Source organism: Colwellia sp. MB02u-9, assembly GCF_014077085.1.
In the GTDB taxonomy this organism is placed as follows: domain Bacteria; phylum Pseudomonadota; class Gammaproteobacteria; order Enterobacterales; family Alteromonadaceae; genus Cognaticolwellia.
This window is the reverse complement of sequence record NZ_JACGVF010000102.1, coordinates 36,370-55,458: the sequence shown is the minus strand read 5'-3', so window position 1 is coordinate 55,458 and position 19,089 is coordinate 36,370. Positions and strand designations below refer to the sequence as shown.

General features: G+C 35.5%; 10 protein-coding genes, 4 tRNA genes and 1 pseudogene. 11 read left to right on the top strand and 4 right to left on the bottom strand.

Features of this window, described 5'->3' with window-relative positions; translation table 11 throughout:
- The first annotated feature begins 1 nt into the window (after position 1).
- The 6 genes from dnaQ to H4J65_RS17730 all read left to right on the top strand — a co-directional run bounded on the left by dnaQ (position 2) and on the right by H4J65_RS17730 (position 2,732).
- The gene (dnaQ, locus tag H4J65_RS17755; RefSeq protein WP_220460855.1) at positions 2–736 is read left to right on the top strand and encodes a DNA polymerase III subunit epsilon; all 735 of its coding nucleotides are present in this window, start codon (positions 2–4) and stop codon (positions 734–736) included.
- Between the two features lie 110 nt (positions 737–846).
- Complete coding sequence (locus H4J65_RS17750; RefSeq protein WP_182199008.1) at positions 847–2,103, top strand: TIGR03503 family protein; 1,257 nt, start codon at positions 847–849, stop codon at positions 2,101–2,103.
- Between the two features lie 169 nt (positions 2,104–2,272).
- A tRNA-Asp gene (locus H4J65_RS17745) sits at positions 2,273–2,349 on the top strand.
- A gap of 51 nt (positions 2,350–2,400) precedes the next feature.
- A tRNA-Asp gene (locus H4J65_RS17740) sits at positions 2,401–2,477 on the top strand.
- Between the two features lie 51 nt (positions 2,478–2,528).
- Positions 2,529–2,605: transfer RNA gene (locus H4J65_RS17735), tRNA-Asp, on the top strand.
- Positions 2,606–2,655: 50 nt separating this feature from the next.
- Positions 2,656–2,732: transfer RNA gene (locus tag H4J65_RS17730), tRNA-Asp, on the top strand.
- Positions 2,733–2,968: 236 nt separating this feature from the next.
- On the opposite strand, the pseudogene H4J65_RS17725 reads toward H4J65_RS17730, so the two are convergent.
- Positions 2,969–3,535: pseudogene (locus H4J65_RS17725) on the bottom strand (integron integrase); the annotation flags it as partial.
- A 132-nt stretch (positions 3,536–3,667) separates the two neighbouring features.
- On the opposite strand from H4J65_RS17725, the gene H4J65_RS17720 reads away from it, so the two are divergent.
- The 4 genes from H4J65_RS17720 to H4J65_RS17705 all read left to right on the top strand — a co-directional run bounded on the left by H4J65_RS17720 (position 3,668) and on the right by H4J65_RS17705 (position 9,985).
- The gene (locus tag H4J65_RS17720) at positions 3,668–5,764 is read left to right on the top strand and encodes a hypothetical protein (RefSeq protein ID WP_182199006.1); all 2,097 of its coding nucleotides are present in this window, start codon (positions 3,668–3,670) and stop codon (positions 5,762–5,764) included.
- The gene (locus tag H4J65_RS17715) at positions 5,754–7,949 is read left to right on the top strand and encodes a hypothetical protein (RefSeq protein ID WP_182199005.1); all 2,196 of its coding nucleotides are present in this window, start codon (positions 5,754–5,756) and stop codon (positions 7,947–7,949) included. The genes H4J65_RS17720 and H4J65_RS17715 overlap by 11 nt, the downstream gene beginning before the upstream one ends.
- A complete protein-coding gene (locus H4J65_RS17710; protein ID WP_182199004.1) occupies positions 7,942–8,544 on the top strand; it encodes a hypothetical protein in 603 nt (200 codons plus the stop codon). The genes H4J65_RS17715 and H4J65_RS17710 overlap by 8 nt, the downstream gene beginning before the upstream one ends.
- A 142-nt stretch (positions 8,545–8,686) precedes the next feature.
- Positions 8,687–9,985, top strand: a complete 1,299-nt coding sequence (locus tag H4J65_RS17705; protein WP_182199003.1) for a tyrosine-type recombinase/integrase — start codon at positions 8,687–8,689, stop codon at positions 9,983–9,985.
- Positions 9,986–10,517: 532 nt separating this feature from the next.
- Here the strand turns inward: H4J65_RS17705 and H4J65_RS17700 are convergent.
- On the bottom strand, positions 10,518–12,200 hold the full coding sequence (locus tag H4J65_RS17700) for a DUF262 domain-containing protein (RefSeq protein WP_182199002.1): 1,683 nt from the start codon (positions 12,198–12,200) through the stop codon (positions 10,518–10,520).
- A 527-nt stretch (positions 12,201–12,727) separates the two neighbouring features.
- Here H4J65_RS17700 and H4J65_RS17695 point away from each other — a divergent pair.
- Positions 12,728–14,134, top strand: a complete 1,407-nt coding sequence (locus H4J65_RS17695) for a GGDEF domain-containing protein (protein WP_182199001.1) — start codon at positions 12,728–12,730, stop codon at positions 14,132–14,134.
- A 677-nt stretch (positions 14,135–14,811) separates the two neighbouring features.
- Here H4J65_RS17695 and H4J65_RS17690 read toward each other — a convergent pair.
- Positions 14,812–15,939 carry an efflux RND transporter periplasmic adaptor subunit gene (locus H4J65_RS17690; protein ID WP_182199000.1) on the bottom strand — a complete coding sequence of 376 codons (1,128 nt, stop codon included), beginning with the start codon at positions 15,937–15,939 and terminating at the stop codon, positions 14,812–14,814.
- 1 nt (position 15,940) lies between these two features.
- Positions 15,941–19,081 (bottom strand): efflux RND transporter permease subunit, encoded by a 3,141-nt coding sequence (locus H4J65_RS17685; protein WP_182198999.1) that lies wholly within the window; start codon positions 19,079–19,081, stop codon positions 15,941–15,943.
- Between the last annotated feature and the right edge of the window lie 8 nt (positions 19,082–19,089).

Here is a 19,089-nt window from a genome sequence, read left to right as displayed (position 1 = left end):
ATTGATTGAACAAAATACACAAGACGAACGGCTGATCATACTGGATACAGAAACCACAGGTCTTAACCCTCGTGAAGGACACCGTATTGTTGAAATTGGTTGTGTAGAAATGATCAACCGTCAGCTAACTGGCAGAAATTTTCACGTTTATGTCAAGCCAACGGTGCGCGGCATACAAATGGTTATGGACCAAGAAGTTATTAATATTCATGGGTTAACCGACGAATTTTTACGTGACAAACCAGTGTTTGAGCAAGTAAGCCAAGATTTTGTTAATTTTATTAAAGGTGCTCGTTTAGTTATTCATAATGCCAAGTTTGATGTTGGTTTTATGGACCATGAGTTTTCGATGGTGCGAGGCCTGCCTAAAACAACCGATATTTGTAGTATTACCGATACCTTAAAAGTAGCCAAAGACGAATTTGGCTCACCTAAGACCTTAGATTATTTAGCCCGTTTTTATAAGGTTGATAAATTAATTGACCGTACTTACCACGGTGCGTTAATAGATGCGCAGTTACTGGCGTTTGTTTACATTGAAATGACCCGCAAACAGGCAACGTTGAACTTGCAATCAGGTGATAGCCAAGGAGAAGATGCCAACGCCATTCGCAGAGTTAATAGTAATCACCAAAAATTAAAGGTTTTGGTTGCCACTGCCGATGAACTAGCTGAGCACGAAAAACGTTTAGTTATTGTTAATGACAAAGGGGCTGCGCCACTATGGTCGAAATAAGTAGGGTTGAAATAATCAGGGCTGAAATAAAGACGACAAAAATAAGTAAAGCAAAAATAGCTTTGTTTAACACCAAACCATTATTCCTAGCACGCTGTGCTAGGGTGATAATGGCACTAATGTTCAGCCTAAGCGCAAATGCACAGCAAATAGGCGCTGAAATTGAATATGTTGATGATAGCGCCACCAATCAAATTCCTTATTTTGACAATCGCTTTCGTATTGACGAACAACTCGATGAAGTAACACTGATATTTTATCGCCGCAGTGGCGCCAAACCCATTATTCTTATCCGCCCCGATGGTTCAAAACTAAACATCAACAATTACCCTGAAGACACAGTGCAATGGTTTGATGATGAAACCTTCGATATGCTCAAGATAAAATCACCGATGATTGGTCCATGGCAAGTGATAGGACAGGTACAAGCCGACAGCAAAATTATGGTGGTATCAGAAATTAGATTAGAAGTGACACCACTACCCGAAATTATTCTAAAAGGTGAAACATTAAAAGTGGTAGCGCGCTTATTTAATGGTGATTTGATCATTGACGACCCTTTATTTCAAGACGTATTAACACTTAATGTTGATTTTTTTAGTACCAATAACTCGGCCTTCGACAATTTTGGCGCAGCGCCCATTCAATTAGCTTCATTTTATGATAACGGCAGAGATTTAGACGAACGTGCCAATGACAGCTTGTTTACCGGTGAATTTGAATTGGATTTTGCACCAGGCGAGTGGCAACCTATTTATATTGTTAAAATGCCTATGATCACAAGAGAGTTACGACAAAAGCCGATTGTAGTGCAGAAAAACCCCATCAGCATATCAGTAGTGACAAACCAAGGTGAAAATAAGACACATCTGGTTACCTTTACTATTGATGATAGTTTGGTTAAAGCTGACAGTATTCTCATTCAAGGTAAAGTGACTTTTCCCGATCAACAAGTAGAACCTTTTACTGTAGTGCAAGAGCAAGGCCTAACCCGTTCGCATACAATTGCCTTTACCGAGCCTGGAGTGCACCGGATAAAAGTAGGGGTGTTTGGTGATATTCAAAATGGCAGAGAGTTTCAAGCAATATTACCTGAGTTTACTTTTAATGTTGACCGCTTACCCGAAGGAGGTATATTAGCGGTTAACCGCGGGTCTAATAATTTAACCTCTGAGCAAAAAAGTGCACAAGCAATTGCTAATGCAGCAATGGAAGCTGAAAAGCTTGCGCAAGTAAAAGCCATGCAAGAAGCTAAAGTTGCCAACCAACAACAAGCAACACTTTTGTATATTGTTGGCGGAAACACCTTAGTGATCATAATTGCCGCATTGATGTTTGTTTTTATACGACGTAAAAAGCGTAAATAAAATTCCTTAATGGTATTGTATTATAGATTTTTGCTGTTAAAAACGTCGTATTGCTCATCAATTAGACATATAAGCAAATGAATGAAAAAAACTGGTTGACGGCATCGAATCTTAACCGTATTATCTCGCCGCATTCAACGAGTTGTGTTGAAAGCAGCGATTAATATGTGGAGTGGTAGTTCAGTTGGTTAGAATACCGGCCTGTCACGCCGGGGGTCGCGGGTTCGAGTCCCGTCCACTCCGCCAATTAATCCAAAGGTTGTAAGTCCTTTTAAAATTTACAGAAGCAAGATGTGTGGAGTGGTAGTTCAGTTGGTTAGAATACCGGCCTGTCACGCCGGGGGTCGCGGGTTCGAGTCCCGTCCACTCCGCCAATTGTTTCAAAGGTTGTAAGTCCTTTCAAAATTTACAGAAGCAAGATGTGTGGAGTGGTAGTTCAGTTGGTTAGAATACCGGCCTGTCACGCCGGGGGTCGCGGGTTCGAGTCCCGTCCACTCCGCCAATTGTTTCAAAGGTTGTAAATCCTTTTAAAATCTACAGAAATAAATACGCGGAGTGGTAGTTCAGTTGGTTAGAATACCGGCCTGTCACGCCGGGGGTCGCGGGTTCGAGTCCCGTCCACTCCGCCAATTTATTTTATTTGTATATGTGATTTCAATCTAATTAGCATTTTAATGTAAAATGTAATTGGCAATAAAAAAATCCAAAATCCAAAATCCAAAATCCAGTTATATCCTCCTTTATTATAAAAACGTAATTTTTTTAAAAGATATTGTTACTTGCCTGGCCTATCAGTTCATTTATTTGAATTTTATTCAATAGTCATAAAGCCATTATTAAAACATAGCCAGTAGGCTGTAACTGCTTATATTAAAGCCGATAATGGACTTGTAACACCGTTTGCACCTCGTTCTATGACATGTGTGTATATTTGCGTTGTTCTAATGTCGCTATGCCCCAATTGTTCTTGCACAGTACGAATGTCTGCACCTCTTTGAAGTAGATGAGTTGCGAAAGAGTGACGTAAGGTGTGACAAGTTACATTTTTATTTATATTTGATTTCATTGACGCTACTTTTATTGCCTTTTGAATAACAGTTTCGTTTATATGATGCCGTCTTAACTTATTAACTTCAGGGTCTAGCGATAATCGACTTGATGGAAATAAATAATGCCAATTAAATGTTTTAGCTGCACTTGGATATTTTCGTGCTAAAGCAAAAGGTAAATATACCCCAGAGTAGTCAGCATTATTCATATCTAATACGTAATAAGCTCTTACTTGTGATATTTGATTTTTTAGCACCTCAGTTAACTCAGGGGCTAATGTAACCGTTCGATGCTTACCCCCTTTTCCATTCCAGACTTCAATGCAATGATAATCAAAATTGATATCTTGAACTCGTAAACGTACCGCTTCCATTAAACTTAAACTTTTGTGGACATACAGAACGTATCAACTAATGAAAATCATTGAAATACACTTTAAATTTAGTGGTTTAATTTTAAAATATGCACTATACCTGATACCTATCATTTGACACTTTTTTCTGTGATATAAATTGTGAAATATTCCATTTTAAATAATGAAATTACTTTTACCATTGGTGAAATTAATAAACCAATGTATAGGTATATATCTATTGTTAACTTAAATGTAGATATTCAACTTATAGATAATATTTGTGGAAGCATTTGTCGAAATGGTCAAGGTAAATCTGTGCATACTCAATCCCAGTATATACATAACAATGGCAAGGCACTTATATACTTTTTCATACATAAAGGTATAAGTAACCCTACTAGTTCTTCAGATTGGCAATCTATAATTCTTGAATTCTTGAATTTTTATATAAGCGCCAATAATTTTAGTAAAGCAACATTATCAACAAAAATTGAAATTTGGCATACACGAATAACAGCTTTCTTAAATATTTTAACCGATGATGGAGTTATCCCGGTAGGACTTATAATACCAAACATAAAATTACAAAAAGAGTCTTCTAGAACCACCTTTAAGAAAACATTACAAAATACTTTGCCACAAAAAACCTCAACATTAGATAAATTACTTATTGATACAAGCTTTGCTTTAGACGATGAAATGTTTCTAGATAAGATTGAAGCTAGCCTTAGACGCCAAGTTTCCATTTTAAAAACGGTATGCTTACAGCATTGGGAAGCAATAGTCGCTGATAATAATTTATTTAAGAAATATACAGAACATACTGAATACTCTGAAATAAACACTCTCTTTGAACCATGTGGAAGGGTGGTGAATAATCCCCCCAAAAAATTTAGTTTGATTTGTAATAATGAAAGTACTGAAGGTTGTATTTGGACGATATTAATAATAAGAAAATTGTTATTAATAAGTAATAATACGGATTGTATCTCTAATGAATCCTTAGCCAAGCTACCTTATTTTCACTCAAGACCTTTTAATCATAAGCAATCTCTACTACTAAGCCCAGTAACTTCATTAAAAACATCTGCTTTCAATATACTGAATGCTCCAGGCGTTTTTCACCATTTTTGTGGGGTATTATCAGGTGCTGATGTAGCCGCAATATGCACACTATTGACTATCGAGCATCCTAACTTTAACCCTATGTCACTGCAAGATGCAAAACTAGTTGGTGTAAAAGGAAAAATGCACTTAATTACTACAGATGACAATGAAATTAGTATTTTTAGTATTGATAAACCTAGAGCAACAAAGAGAAAAAGTGCCGTATTAACACTTTTATCTCAAAAAATAATATTATCCATTATAAATATAACTCAACCATTAAGAAATATTCTTAAACGAAATAATAACCCTGACTGGAGATACTTGTTTTTAGGTAAACAAAATGGCGGAGAGGTAGGAAAAATGAAGGTAGCTACTTCTGACGGATTAACTTGTAAAAAATCAAGGAGTTTAATTCGTATGTATCCTGAACTTGAAAAAGCAGGTTTAACACGTGGAGTCCTCAGTTTAAGAAAAGTACGAAATACAATGGGGGTATTAAAATGGTTTGAAACTGGCTCTATCCAAGAAATGAGTAAATGCCTTGGTAATTCATATAGAGTTGTTTTAGAACACTATATTCCATCTTCTTTGATTGAGGAATGGAATACTCGAATAATAAGACGGTTTCAAAATACTTTGATTATTCTTGCGTGCAAAGATGAAGATTTTCTATTAGATGTTACCGATTTTACAACAATGGATGAATTAATTAACTTTACTTCACAATTAGTTATTGAGTATAAAAAAGGTACAAGCCCTATTGCTAACTTAATTCATATTTTTAGTTCTGAATTACCAGATAAAAAAGTTAAAAACGAGGCTGCTGTTCTTAACATTAATTTAAGTAGCAATGGAATAGCATACTTATATGCATTCCATGAATTTACACTTAAAAACATTCCTCAAATAGACAAAACAAATCAGTCAAGTGCAATATCTGACTCAGTTCAAGCCTTAATGAACCTATCTTCGTTTATAAAGCATGCATGCGAAACTAATGCTATATCACCAGCACTAAGAGATATTATTGATTATGAATCCTTACTGTTAGTTCATAGCAAGGCGCTAAAACTAAAGGATATTATATTAGATAAATTTGACAATATGCATTTATCTCATTCTTTCTGGAGTGACGATGAAAAATAATACTAATTTGTCCAACCAACATAAAAAACGTGAAAATGAAGTTATCCGACAGATAATGGAAACAGCATACAATGATTGTAATTTTTCTAATGATGATTTTACAGCTGACTGGCTATTGTCTGAATTTGATGATGATTTTTGGTTTACTACTAATAAAGGGCGAGAAGAGTTTATAGACGGTAAGTGGAAAAACACAAAAAATATAAATTTTAATATCACTTTTTCTGACGGGTGTAAATTAACAGAGCCTAAATATACGAACCTATTATTAGTTATCAAAAAAACAAGCTTTATTGTACGTAGCGGAAGAACAGGAAAAATTTACGGTTTATTACGTTGGGCTGACTTTGTCATACAATTATTGAACTTTTCTAAATGGCTTGTGTTAAATGATAAACGATTTAATCCTCAGAGATACGGGTTTAAGGCTATATCTCAAAATGATTTAGATTCACTGTTTATGGAGTTAGCTATTGGGGGGTGGTTTTACACACTAAACATTCCCTTTAGATTTATTTCAAAAATACAGAAATCTTCATCTGGTATTTCTCCTGAAATATTAAACTCATGCGATTTTTTTAATTTGAATATAAAATATAGGAATGAAGTTATTGAATGGCTTGAGGATAATGATTATTTCCTAAGAGCTCAATCAGGTACCTTTGCAGGTTTTAAATACATTAATAGAAAAAAAATATCTGTTTTTATTGATGAGGAAATGGGAATTCTATCTGGTAGTAATAGATCTGCTAGTTTTTTTAGACAATTTGAAAGAGACTATCAAATTTCAAACTTGTTATTACCAATAATTCAAAAAACCGAATATCCTGATCAAAAGACTCCTTTATTAACTAACATTAGTGGATTACGATCTTCGACAAAAACTATTGAAAGTATTTCAGAGTCTTTTAATATTTTACTTTCTACCCACCTCCATAATATAGAACTAATTCCCGACCCCTTGTCTTTATCATCTAAATCTTCTCTAAAAAAGTCAATCAAAGAAACTAAAACAGGTTCACATACTCCGTTCATACCAATTGATATTGGACTAAAATACCTTAATAATTCCGTGAAATGGGTAAACTGTTATGGTGATGCGATTATCCAGGTATTTGAACAATGGATTGGGCAAATTGATTTCATTGAATATAAAAAAGAAAATAAACATAAAAAAAGATACCGAGTAGAAATGGCAAGAGAGAATGTGGCTTTTGAAGATATAAACTTAAATGACAAAGATAATTTAAATATCGGTGAGCTTATTGATACAACTATGTATTCCCGTTATTTAGTCGAGTTGACTCATGATAAAATACGAGATAAGCCTAGTCTTTTTGAGGCAATCAATATACTTGTTGGTGCTTGCACTGTTTGTATCGGTTTATTGAAACCATCAAGAAGAGAAGAAGTACAACACTTAGATGTTAACTGTCTAATCAAAAAGAGAGGCGGATATTATTTAAGGTTTGAATTAGGTAAAAAAAATGTTGGGGAATTTAATGATATAACAGAAAAACCAATCCCCACTATCACAGCTACTGCAATCACGTTACTTCAGAGGCTAAGTAAATGTGTATCAAGATCTTACGGGGTGACAAACAAAAACTCAGGAAAATTATTTAATTTACCTTCAAATTCTTTAGGTAAATCAAAATCTATCTCAGGTTCATTACTAATTTCATATCTTAATAATTTCTGCGATTACGTGAATTTACCTGTGAACGATACGGGAAAACGTTGGTATATCCGCATACATGAAATGAGGAAGTGGTTTTTATTATTACTTTTTTGGTCTGGCAGGTTTGATGTTTTAGATGCTGCAAGATGGATTGCTGGCCATACTGATGCATCCCATATATATGAATATATTGAACGAGAATTCCCAGGTGAAGAACTTCCTGAAATTGAAGCTGAATATGCAATTGACCGGTTACTTTATTTTGAAGAAACCGGTGACGCTAGTGAGAACATAGAGTTAGATAAATTGTATCTAAATTTACTTGAGCACTTCAATGTTAAGTTTCTTTCTATGGTTCCTGATATGGAGTGGATGGATTATGTCAAAGAACTAAGAAAAGAAGAGGCATTTACATTAGAACCATATTCGATAACAGGCAAAAATGAGCGAGAATCATTGGGAATCAACGTGCTATTTGTTTTAAGGGAAGAGATAAATGGCTAATAAACTTGGTGCATATAAAAAAAAGAAAGCAAATATTGATAACTTGCTTGAGCGTGAGAAACTTCTTCTTAGAGGCTTAGAAAATCCTAAGAATATAACAAGATCTTTGTCGGACTCTTTAATAGGTCAAAAGAAATTTGCTAATTTAAAAGATGAAAAAAATAATATAACCCCCTTATCTCTAAATACAATTAAATCAATTTCTGAAGAAATATTCAGTAAAGGTGAAGATGGTGTTGATGGCTTTGAGTATATTGACGGATTACGGAAAAAACTATGTAAATTAACAGATAATAAAAAATCAGATCGAAGCAACAAAAATAATTTAGCTAATAAAAAAAGAGCTAATGATGAGTTAATGAATAAGCTACACCAAGTTGAACTTCTAAATATTCAACGTTCTAAGGCTTATTTAGATTTATTTCAAAGATTGAGAATGTTATCAAAAGAAAGAAACATTGACGATATGACATTACTTAAATTAAATAATATTTTAGAAGATCATACCATTCTATATTGTCACTTGCTATCACCAGGACCAACTGATGGTACTGGTACCATTTTACGTATTATAGACAATAAGAAAGATGAATAAACACCAGCTTTATACATGCTTAGATATTGATGTACCATGTACAGTCCTTCGTACAAATAATTCATCACGCATACACAAGCAAACAATCAGTAACTTCCCATTTATGCGTTGGTGTAATGGTAGGCCCTGCGAAGCTATAAATATGTATTTTTTAGATATTGCGCCATTAACTACAGGCGATACGATAATAACTTATGCATCACAACTGAGCCATTTAGTTAGATTCTGTAGTCACCAACGCCTTCCTTTTGATAACTTAACTGATGCTTACATTCATGATTTTTCAGTTTATTTACAAGAAGAGCCATCTGAAATTATTCCACATGAACTAGCTAGGAATAATAATACAATCAGAACAATACTAGGGAGAGTATTTTTGTTTTTGGAATGGTACCAAGATAACCTTACCCCTTTAAACAAACAATTATTAATAGGAGAAAAGAAGTCATCTCCTAAAATTACGGTTAATTATAAACTGAACAGGTATAACAATAAGGATTACATTGAACATTCATCCATGCCCCCAAATGTAAGTACTGATCCTAAAAGGCCAATAGCCCAATCTATTATTGAAAACATTGAACTTACAATTGAAAAGCTAAGCCTTATCGAAACCCAGTCTGATTATAGTTTACGTCGATATAAAAATAATATTGATGTTTATAAAATCGAACTTGAATATATCCGTTCAAGACGACGTTTTATGATTTGGATGATGAAAAGAGTTGGATTACGTCCTTCAGAGATGGTTGAGATTGATGTAGTTTTACATAAAAACATTCTATTAAAAAAAGAAATATTAATACCAACTAAAAAAAGAAGGAGAAAAACATCTCCTGTGAGGCGCTTTCCTATCACCATAAGGGATGCAGCTATATTTAAGCGTTATCTAACATCGAGAAGTAAATTTATTGAAGCATTCCCAGATAAAACAAAAGGCAGCGAGGCTTTGTTTTTAGGAAATGACGGAGGTAATATCAAGAAAACATCATTAGAAAAAGACTTTAGCCGATTAGCTGTTTTGAGTGGATACCAAGATATTCAAACTTGCTTTAGTATGTTTCGTCATCGCTTTATAACATATGAAGTTATAGTTCACTTTAAAGAGTTTATGAAAGGTACAGGTAAATCAAGGCAGTTGATGACGGATATGGATTATCGTTCAATACTAAAGCGTGTAGCAACTAAAACAGGTCATGGTTCTGTCGAGAGTCTTTGGCACTATATTGACTGGGCATGGGATGAATTAAATGTATGGGGGAACATTGATCGTGGATTAGAACGTTTACACGCTGTAGATTCTTTGTATGAAGAATTACTGGAATTACAACATGATATTAATAATAATGAAGCAGCTCCCCCTGAACAAATTTTAGATGATATTATCAGTAAATTACAAGATATAATCATGGGAGGTGAAATATTGAAAAGCTCCCAATGATAACGTTTTATTAAATTACTTTACCGGTACACTCTACCGATAACAATTCACAGTAAAAGGACTGTTGTAAGTCGACAAAGAAGTATCATACTTCACATGCTTACTATGCCAATTCTTTAGTGTTTTCTGGAAAAAGCAACAGGTCATAAGTAACATACAAATTTAGACGGCATATAATTTCAGCAGAATATTGTGACAATAAAACATCATACTTTAGAACCGTTTGGGCAAGTTGCTATGGTTATAATATTTGCTTGTAAAGACGGCTTTTTGAATTTGCAGACATTATTATCCACGAATACTTTATGGCTTCAATTAGCCAAAAGCTGACATTAAGCCTTAGCAAAACCATTATCATATACAGCGTAATGCTAACCGAAATCTACTGCTCGTTTGTGGGGCAGGTTTAAGCTCAAAGCTGCCTGTGGCAGTATCATACCTAAATGCTATATTCTCCACAGAGAAGAAAAATGTATAAGTATCAACTGTGAAGATTTAAGCTAACTGGTAGAAGATAAATAATAATATTTAATCAACCAACTTTCCAAGTTTTTACAGCAAGTTCTGATAGCCATTTCTGATGTTCATTTAACTGATCTAAATCCCATGTATTATATTCAGCTACTTTATTTGATAACCCATAGGCGGTTTCGGCATAGGCTTTTTTCTTTTGATCAAAGTTTGATCGCTTTAAATCATCTTTATCCAGTAATACCATATTACCCAAGCGGTCTTTTATATCATTTACACCTTCACCAAAATATTGCCCCCACTCTTCATCAGGATTATGTGGACATATATGTTCAAGACTAGTTTTATTAAAATCACAATTATTACCTAAGTGTTTTTCTAATTCAGATAGAAGAAAGCGAATTTTTTTAGCTGTTTGTCTACTTGGCATTCTATGGTATTCAAATGCGTTATAAAATGTATTATCGTCAGGATAAAGCCTTTTAAACTCTTCACTGTTTTTTATATGACTAGCTCTTTTAAATTCATTGTTTGAAACTTTCATCGCTATTTGATTATAAATATTTTCTTGTTCGCTAGGTGATAAATGACAAATTACGTTATACCTAATTGATAATACGTATAAATATTGAACTGTTTTAACAAATTCTTCTGGAGTGTATTTAGTAAAAGCAGTTAATAATATTGTTAAAGGTTGTTTTATATTAAATAATCTTATACCGACAAGGCAATTTAAAGCTTCTCTATATTTTACATCTTGCTCTGACCACCAAGAATCAGCGGGATTAATTAATGAAGCGTAAATAGGGGCAAAACTTATTAATGATTTTAAGTATTCGTAAGCAGTAGTAGGTTCGTTAACAACCCTTCGTAATGAAGAGAATAGTTCTTTTTTTGTAACCATTTTATTCTGTGAATTATAATGGTATCGAATAAAATCAGAAACATTACTTTCACCTAATTGCTCTATTAGTTCAGCCCAACGCTCATCAAGATCATTTAATTCACTTTCGCCAATCAAGTCACTTTTACTTACGATTGAAAATATATAATTTTTTAATAAATCAGGAGTGGAAAGCTGTACGCCTCTTGCATTTAATGTTTCAAAAACTTTATATGCGTTTAAGTCATCTTGAACAATTATTTTTGTAAAAATCATGCTTGAAGAAAAATCTTCTATGAATTGAGCTACTTCTGCACCTGTTTTTCCGAAATCTTTTTTACAAAAAAATTCAAAACATTTTCTAATTAATTTATTAGTAGAAGTAATTCCCCGTGCGTTTGGGGTGGAGAAATCTGAACAAATTCTCTGGTAAAATTTATTATTATTTCTGTTTAGTTCTAATTTACTAATAACCTCTAATGATACAAAGTTTTTACTACCTACAAATCGTTTTGTAATTTCTGTAAGTCTTTCTTGGTTTTGATCTTCATCTTCACCTTTTGAAATCATTTCTTTTATTGACTTCATTGCTGCCAGTATAATAAGTGAAAGTGTCACTAGACGTTGCTGTCCGTCAATAACTTCATATTGATATTGTTCTTTTTTTTGAAGAACAATATACCCCATATAATGAGAGCCTTCACTATCAAGAGTGTTGATATCTGACCATAGATCTTCCCATTGCTCAATATCCCAAGCATAATCTCGTTGAAATCTAGGGACAATATATTTATTAGAGCCACCTATTAGCTCATTGAAGTTTTCATTTTTTGGCTCCATAAGCATAAATTGCTTTGTCATAAAATACCTAACATACTGATTTAAATTAATGAAATTATTCTAGCATGATAAATTTAGTAGCAGGTAATTTAAACTATTATCATAATTACGTGAATGACCTCTTTGGTGGCTCAGAGCCTGTTAGGGCGGTAAGCAATCAGGTTGTCGTTCTATGCCTCCTGCAAGCTCATTGCTGCCGGTGGTATTTTATCTCTGGATGTTAATTTTCTACACTGTGGTCATAACATACAGTAAAATTATCAGGCTGTGCACGTTCGCTTTAGATGATTAGCAGTCAAAATTAATTTTGTCTGAGTTTAGAACATATAGGTCGATTTAAATTGTTCTTTTCTCACTTAACTGAGAAGACGATCAGCTAGTGCCCCCAATTAGGTCCGGCCCCAGTTTAGTGGAAGTTAATAGAATGGTTTATTTTTTTACGTTTCACCTAAAAAATCAAGCGATTACTAATTTTAATAACTATAATAAGTGAGTAATAAACAAGACAGAAAATTATAAAGTGGTCGACATTAACCCAGAAGGTATTAATGAATATTTCCACCGGTAACAAAATTGGATTTTTAGGCTTTTTGATATTACTAAGTACCTATGGTTATGTTGTTTTTCAACTAATGGGCGTTTTTGAAGAGCAGTCAATTAAAAATGAAGGTTACTATGTGCGTTCTCATAATCTCGCCAATGAGTTGCGTCAAAGCTCTGATGATTTGACACGAATGGCTCGCACATTTGTAGTAACTGGCGACGCAATATATGAACAGTTCTATTTTGAAATATTTGCCATCCGCAACGGGGATGCTCCGCGACCAATAAAATATCCACCATCATACTGGTATACCTCTCTGACTGACGATAGAACCTCTGCAATTAATCTAGGCAAGCCAGTTCCATTACAGGTACTGATGAGCGAAATGGGGTTTTTAGAGAAAGAGTTTTTACTTCTTCGTAAATCACAAAATCTTTCAGATAAATTAGTCCATTTGGAGAGACAGGCTTTTGCTGCAATGAAAGGTCGCTACGATGATGGAAGCGGTGACTTTACTGTTAAAGGGAAACCAGATACAGCTTTTGCGACCAAACTGTTATTTAGTACTCAATACAAGGAGGAGAAAATAGCGATCATGAAACCTATTCAAGAATTTCTCGAAGCTGTTGAGAACAGAATGATTTCTGAGTCAATTGCTCTTCAAGCTAAGCAAGAAAAATATTTTTGGTATATCATTGTTCTACTCGTTATTTCAACAGTTATAGTGCTTGTTATCGCTGTTTATGTGAGGAATAAAATCGTTTTACCAATATTTTTACTAGAGCACGATGCCCATATGATTGCCGAGGGGAATTACCAAGTTCGCTGCAAGCTAAACGTGGAAAATGAAATTGGCTCACTAAGTCTGAGCCTAAATGAAATGGCCGACCATATTGAGCTAGATATAAAAGAACTAGAACGATTGGCAACAACCGATGGGCTAGTTGGGATCACCAACAGGCGAGCTTTTATGGTATCTTTGGAACTTGAAATAAAGCGGTCTCATCGTTATGGGGTACCCTTATCGTTATTAATGTTGGATGTGGATTATTTTAAAAAATTTAATGATACTTACGGCCATCACGTAGGTGATGAAGTATTAAAACTTATTTGTAAAGTCAGCCAGACGGCTCTTAGAGAAAATGACCTGATGGGGCGAATTGGTGGCGAAGAATTTGCCTTTCTTCTTCCTGCTACCAATATTGACTCAGCAATCATTGTTGCTGAGCGCATACGTACGGCTGTTGAAAGTTCCTCTCTTTTGATTGATTCAGAAGAATTACGAGTCACTGTAAGTATAGGTGGCACTCAAATCATAAAAGGAAATGACATCAGTGCATTTCTAAAGCGAGCTGATATAGCGATGTATAAATCAAAAGAAAACGGACGCAATCAAACCTCTTGGCTTTAGGTCTACTCATAGGCCAGACTATTAAATATTTTGGTTTACCCGACGACAGATTTTACTCAAGTTGCAAAGTCTAGGTTCGACGACTAACGCTTAGAGCAAAGTTAGCATTATAACCTTGATGATGCATGACCGCTGTGGTGGCAGCCTGTGTGAAAACTATTTCGAACTTACGTAATTGGATAATATCAACGTAAAAAGGCTCCGTAGATTAAATTCTGTAATACGTTTGAGGTAAAACCACCTGTTAATTCACGTAGCGTCGCATAAAAAGTTTACTCTGAGAGTTTTTACACAGCCTGGTGGCTAAGGAGCCTGTTAGGATGTTAAGTAATCAGGTTGTCGTTCCATGCCTCCTGCAAGCTCAAAGCTGCCGTTGACGACTCGTATCTGAACATTCACTTTTGCCACTTTGAAGACCTAAGGTTTTAGCACCTATCGACATCTTTTGGGCTGTAAGCGGTCATAAATTAAGAGCTGAATCAATATATCTAGCAGTCACTATGAGCCTTCAGCGGACATTTTTTGGATTGATTTACCTTTAAAATCATTTCGTTTCGATACCAAAAGCAACATTAATCTATCGCTACAAGAATATATGCTTTTGGCTTTAAATTGTTCATTATGGCTACGGACTATTAAACTAATACTTAAATAATTGATGTACAAGATCTAAAATATCAGAGAGTTATATAGTCCAATAAGGCGTTCGGGTTGAGTATCACCGTGTTGTTAGGACGAATTTCACTAACAAATATAAAGCGTTCGGTTGATTGTGAAACGATGTTTATTTTTTGAAATTGAATATTATTTTCGTTTACGGTCGCAATCGCGGCTCCACCTTTATGATAAGTAAGCGCTGCTAACGGTGCTTGCCATTTAGGTTGTCTGAGCTTTTGGTTATTAATATTAATATTAATGGAAATGGTTCCGTTAAGGCCGGTTGGTAGATTATGCTCGCGATTATCAAACTCAGCTTCAACAAGCATGGTTCCGGATAAAACACTTATTGCTTGCGCCTTACGAGTAATGGTCGCAGATACAAAGATGCCCTCATAGCCTGTAAACGTGGCGTCGATTGTATCTCCAATTGATATTTTACTAACTTCGCTTTGTGGCACATAGGTGATTAACTTCAATTCGTTTATGTTTTGTAGTTTATAAAGGTAGTTATCTAATTGATTGTTAACGCCATTGACAATGTCGCCTATCTCAATATTTTTATCTGTAATATAGCCAGCAAATGGTGCCGTTATAATAAGTAATGACTGTTGAAATTGGTTTTGTTCTTTTTGTGCGAACAAACTTGCTATTTTAGCCTTTGATTTTTCTGTTTGAACGGTCAACCTATCTAATTCAGCTTTGCTAATTAAGTTATCTTTTATTAACTGCTTGGCTCGTTTCAACGTTAATCGATTTAATTCATGCTCGGCTTTGCCAAACTCAATGTCAGCCAGTATTTGTTGCTCTTGTAGTTTAATCTCAGGAGCATCAATTACTGCAAGTACATCGCCTTTACTGACCGCACTACCAATTTCTACATATTGTTCTTTGATATAACCACTGGCTCTAGAATGTAACTTTGTCGTTTGTTTAGCCTGTGAAACGGTTGGCAGACTCACCGTTCTTTGATCCAAAACTTTGGTCAGCGTGGCGGTTTGATAACTTGATGGAGGATTCGTTTCTGCGTGCACCGTTAAGGTTGTTAATATAAGTAGGCCAATAAGTGCAATGATGTGCATTACTTTATGTAATACGGAATCTTGGGCTTTAGATTGGGCGCTATGTCTGATTTTATGTTCTGTCATTTTAGTTTTCCTCGATATCTTGAAACATTGGCTTATTTCGAAAGCTCAGTATTAGTGGTACTAATGTCAAAGTTGCTGGTGTGCCAAAAATTAAGCCTCCAATAACAGCTCGTGCAAGAGGAGCGTTTTGTTCTGCTCCTTCTCCCAATGCTAATGCCATGGGGATCATGCCAACCAACATAGCTATAGCTGTCATAATTACCGGTCTAAACCTTGTCTTTATCGCAGACAATGCTGAATTTTTTGCTAGTTTTCCCGCAAGCATTTCAGCCCTGGCAAAGCTAACAACTAAAACACTATTTGCCGTTGTTACTCCCATTACCATAATCATGCCCATAAATGCGGAGACACTTAACGGCGTATTTGAGAGGAATAGGGCAAGCAAAGAGCCGCTAATGGCCATAGGCATTGCGCTTAAAGCCACAAGTGGCAAGGCCCAAGATTGGAAATTTATTACCATCAATAGAAATACTAAAATTGCAGCCATCACCATACCCGTAGCCAAGTCACTGTAGGCTAAAAGCATGTCTTTTGCTTGCCCTTCAATAATGATTTTATTGCCAGCTTTAAGAGTAGCCTTTGTCGACGCAACGTTTTTTGTGATGTCGGTATAAACCGAACCCAAATCGCGTTGATCAACGTTAATCAATATACTGATTGTCGGGGCTAACATTTGCCGTTTAATTAATGCAGGTCGAGCGCGTTTTTCTACACTCACTAGGCTTTTTAATAATACGGTTCCCTGAGCTGAATTAGTGGCTTTAACTGGCGTATTTAACAAAGTGTTTAACGAGTCTAAACGATAGGGTGGAACTTGAGCCGCAACAATATAACTGATGCCATTATTTGCCCATGTGTTTGGGAATAAGTTTGCACTCGAGCTTAGGCTCACTAATAGGGTCTGACTGATGTCAGTCATATTCACACCTAGTTTTTTTGCAAGTATTCTATCAATATTGAGATTGATATCAGGCCAGGCCGTAACTTGATCAATGATAATATCAGCAACACCTTCAACATTTTTTAACTTGCTCATTAGTTTTGTGGCGGCCTGTAAATTTCCTTTTATATCTCGGCCTGTGATTTTTACTTCAATGGCAGAACTAGCAGTGCCATTAAGTGTTTGGGAAATAATATCAGCAGGACGAAATAGCACTTGGTAGTCAGGGAATTGTAACGCTAACTGAGCTCTGATTTTTCTAATATAAAGGTCAGTTGGTGCATGAACAGGGGTTAACTGTACTAATATCTCGCCTTCTGAAGACGTGCTAATCATAGAACTAATCCAAGTTCGATTTATAGCATCTGGAGGTCCAATATTCTCAACAATGGCCTGAATTTCGTTAGCAGGGATTATCGTTCTAATTAATTGATGAACATTCGCAAACTGTTTTGCAGCCACTTCTAGTCGTACACCATTTTCAACTCTAAGGTGTAATCGAATTCCGCCCGCGTCAGATTTAGGAAAGTAGTCTTTTCCAAGCATCATAAACGAAGAAGTTAATATGATACTTGCCACGATACTCACTCCAGTGAGTACTAAGATGCGGCAACTCAATAGTCGCTTTAAGTTTAATAAATGCACCGCAATAATTCGGTCTAATTTTTTTTCAACCTTAATGTGGACTTTGTGCACTAACGAATTTCGGTTTACATTTTCACGTTCATTTTTCAGTAATAAAAATGCGAGTATGGGCACCAATGTTCTTGAGAGTATAAAAGATGCAATCATAGCGAGTAGAACCGCTAAGGCTAAAGGCTCAAAAACGTATGCGCTTGTACCACTTAACAAAAATATAGGCATTAAAACGATACATATGCTCATCGTTGAAACAAGCTCAGGAAATACCACCTGCTTGGCGCTATCAATTACGGCTTGTCGAATTGATTTGCCGTAATCTAAGTTGCGGTTAATATTCTCAATTTCCACCAAGGCATTATCGACTAATATACCGATTGCTAATCCTAACCCTCCTAATGTCATGAGATTTAATGTGTGACCAAAAAAAGTTAACCCTGTAAGAGAAGCTAAAAGGGCTAATGGAATAGAAGTAAGCACAATGGCTGTGCTGCGAACACTGCCAATAAAAATTAAAACGACGAGAGCGACTAAAAGGGCGACTATTACCGCTTCAATTAACACTGCATTTCTAGAAGCCACAACAAATTTAGATTGGTTAAATATAGGCGTTAAGGTTAAGCCTTTAGGCGCACCTTTTTGTATGTTTGGTAAACGACGGTTGATTTCATTAATGATATCTACGGTAGATGAATTCCCTAGTTTTAAAATAGAAACAATAACGCCTGCTTGCCCATCTACACGAGCTAAACTAGTTGCAACAGCGCCACCATCACGAACCGTTGCAACATCTTGAAGTTGAATTAGACCATGTTCGCTATATTTAATGGGGATAGCTTTAAACTCAGCTACACCTTCCGGACTCCCATTAGTTGAAACGGTAAAGGCCACTTTTCCTTCACGTAAAATACCAGTCGGTAACGTAATGTTTTGTTGCGAAATAGCCATGGCTACTTCTTTTGCTGTTAGTCCATGCACCTGTAATCTATCGGGATCAATATCTACCATTAGTTGTCTAGGAGCTCCACCAAAAGGTAGGCTCAATCGTAAGCCAGGTATTGACTGCAATTGTCGTCTTAGAGTTAGTCGAGCGTAATCATACAGTTGAGACTGAGTCATCGTTTGAGAAGAAACGGCGAGTTGAAGTATAGGTACGCTTGACGTCGTATAATTAACTATTAACGGTGGGGTCATTCCCTTTGGTAGCCGCTTTAAAATGGTTTGAGAGACACTGGTAATTTGCGATAGTGCAACAGCTAACTTTGCTCTGGGGTGAAAACTGACTTGGATGAGCGAGTAGCCATTACCATTTTCAGATTGAACACGCTTTACATCGTCAACGTTATTCATGATGGCAATTTCACTAAATGATGAAATTTTTGACGCCATTTCAGAGGCACTAAGACCTGGGTATTGCCACAATACGTTGACATAGGGAATATCAATTGAAGGTAAAATGTCAGTAGATGTTTTTTGTAAAGACCTAATGCCAAACAGCAACAACAGTATAACCAATACGCCAACCGTATAACGTTGACGAAGAGCGAGCTTAACTAACCACATTTATTTAG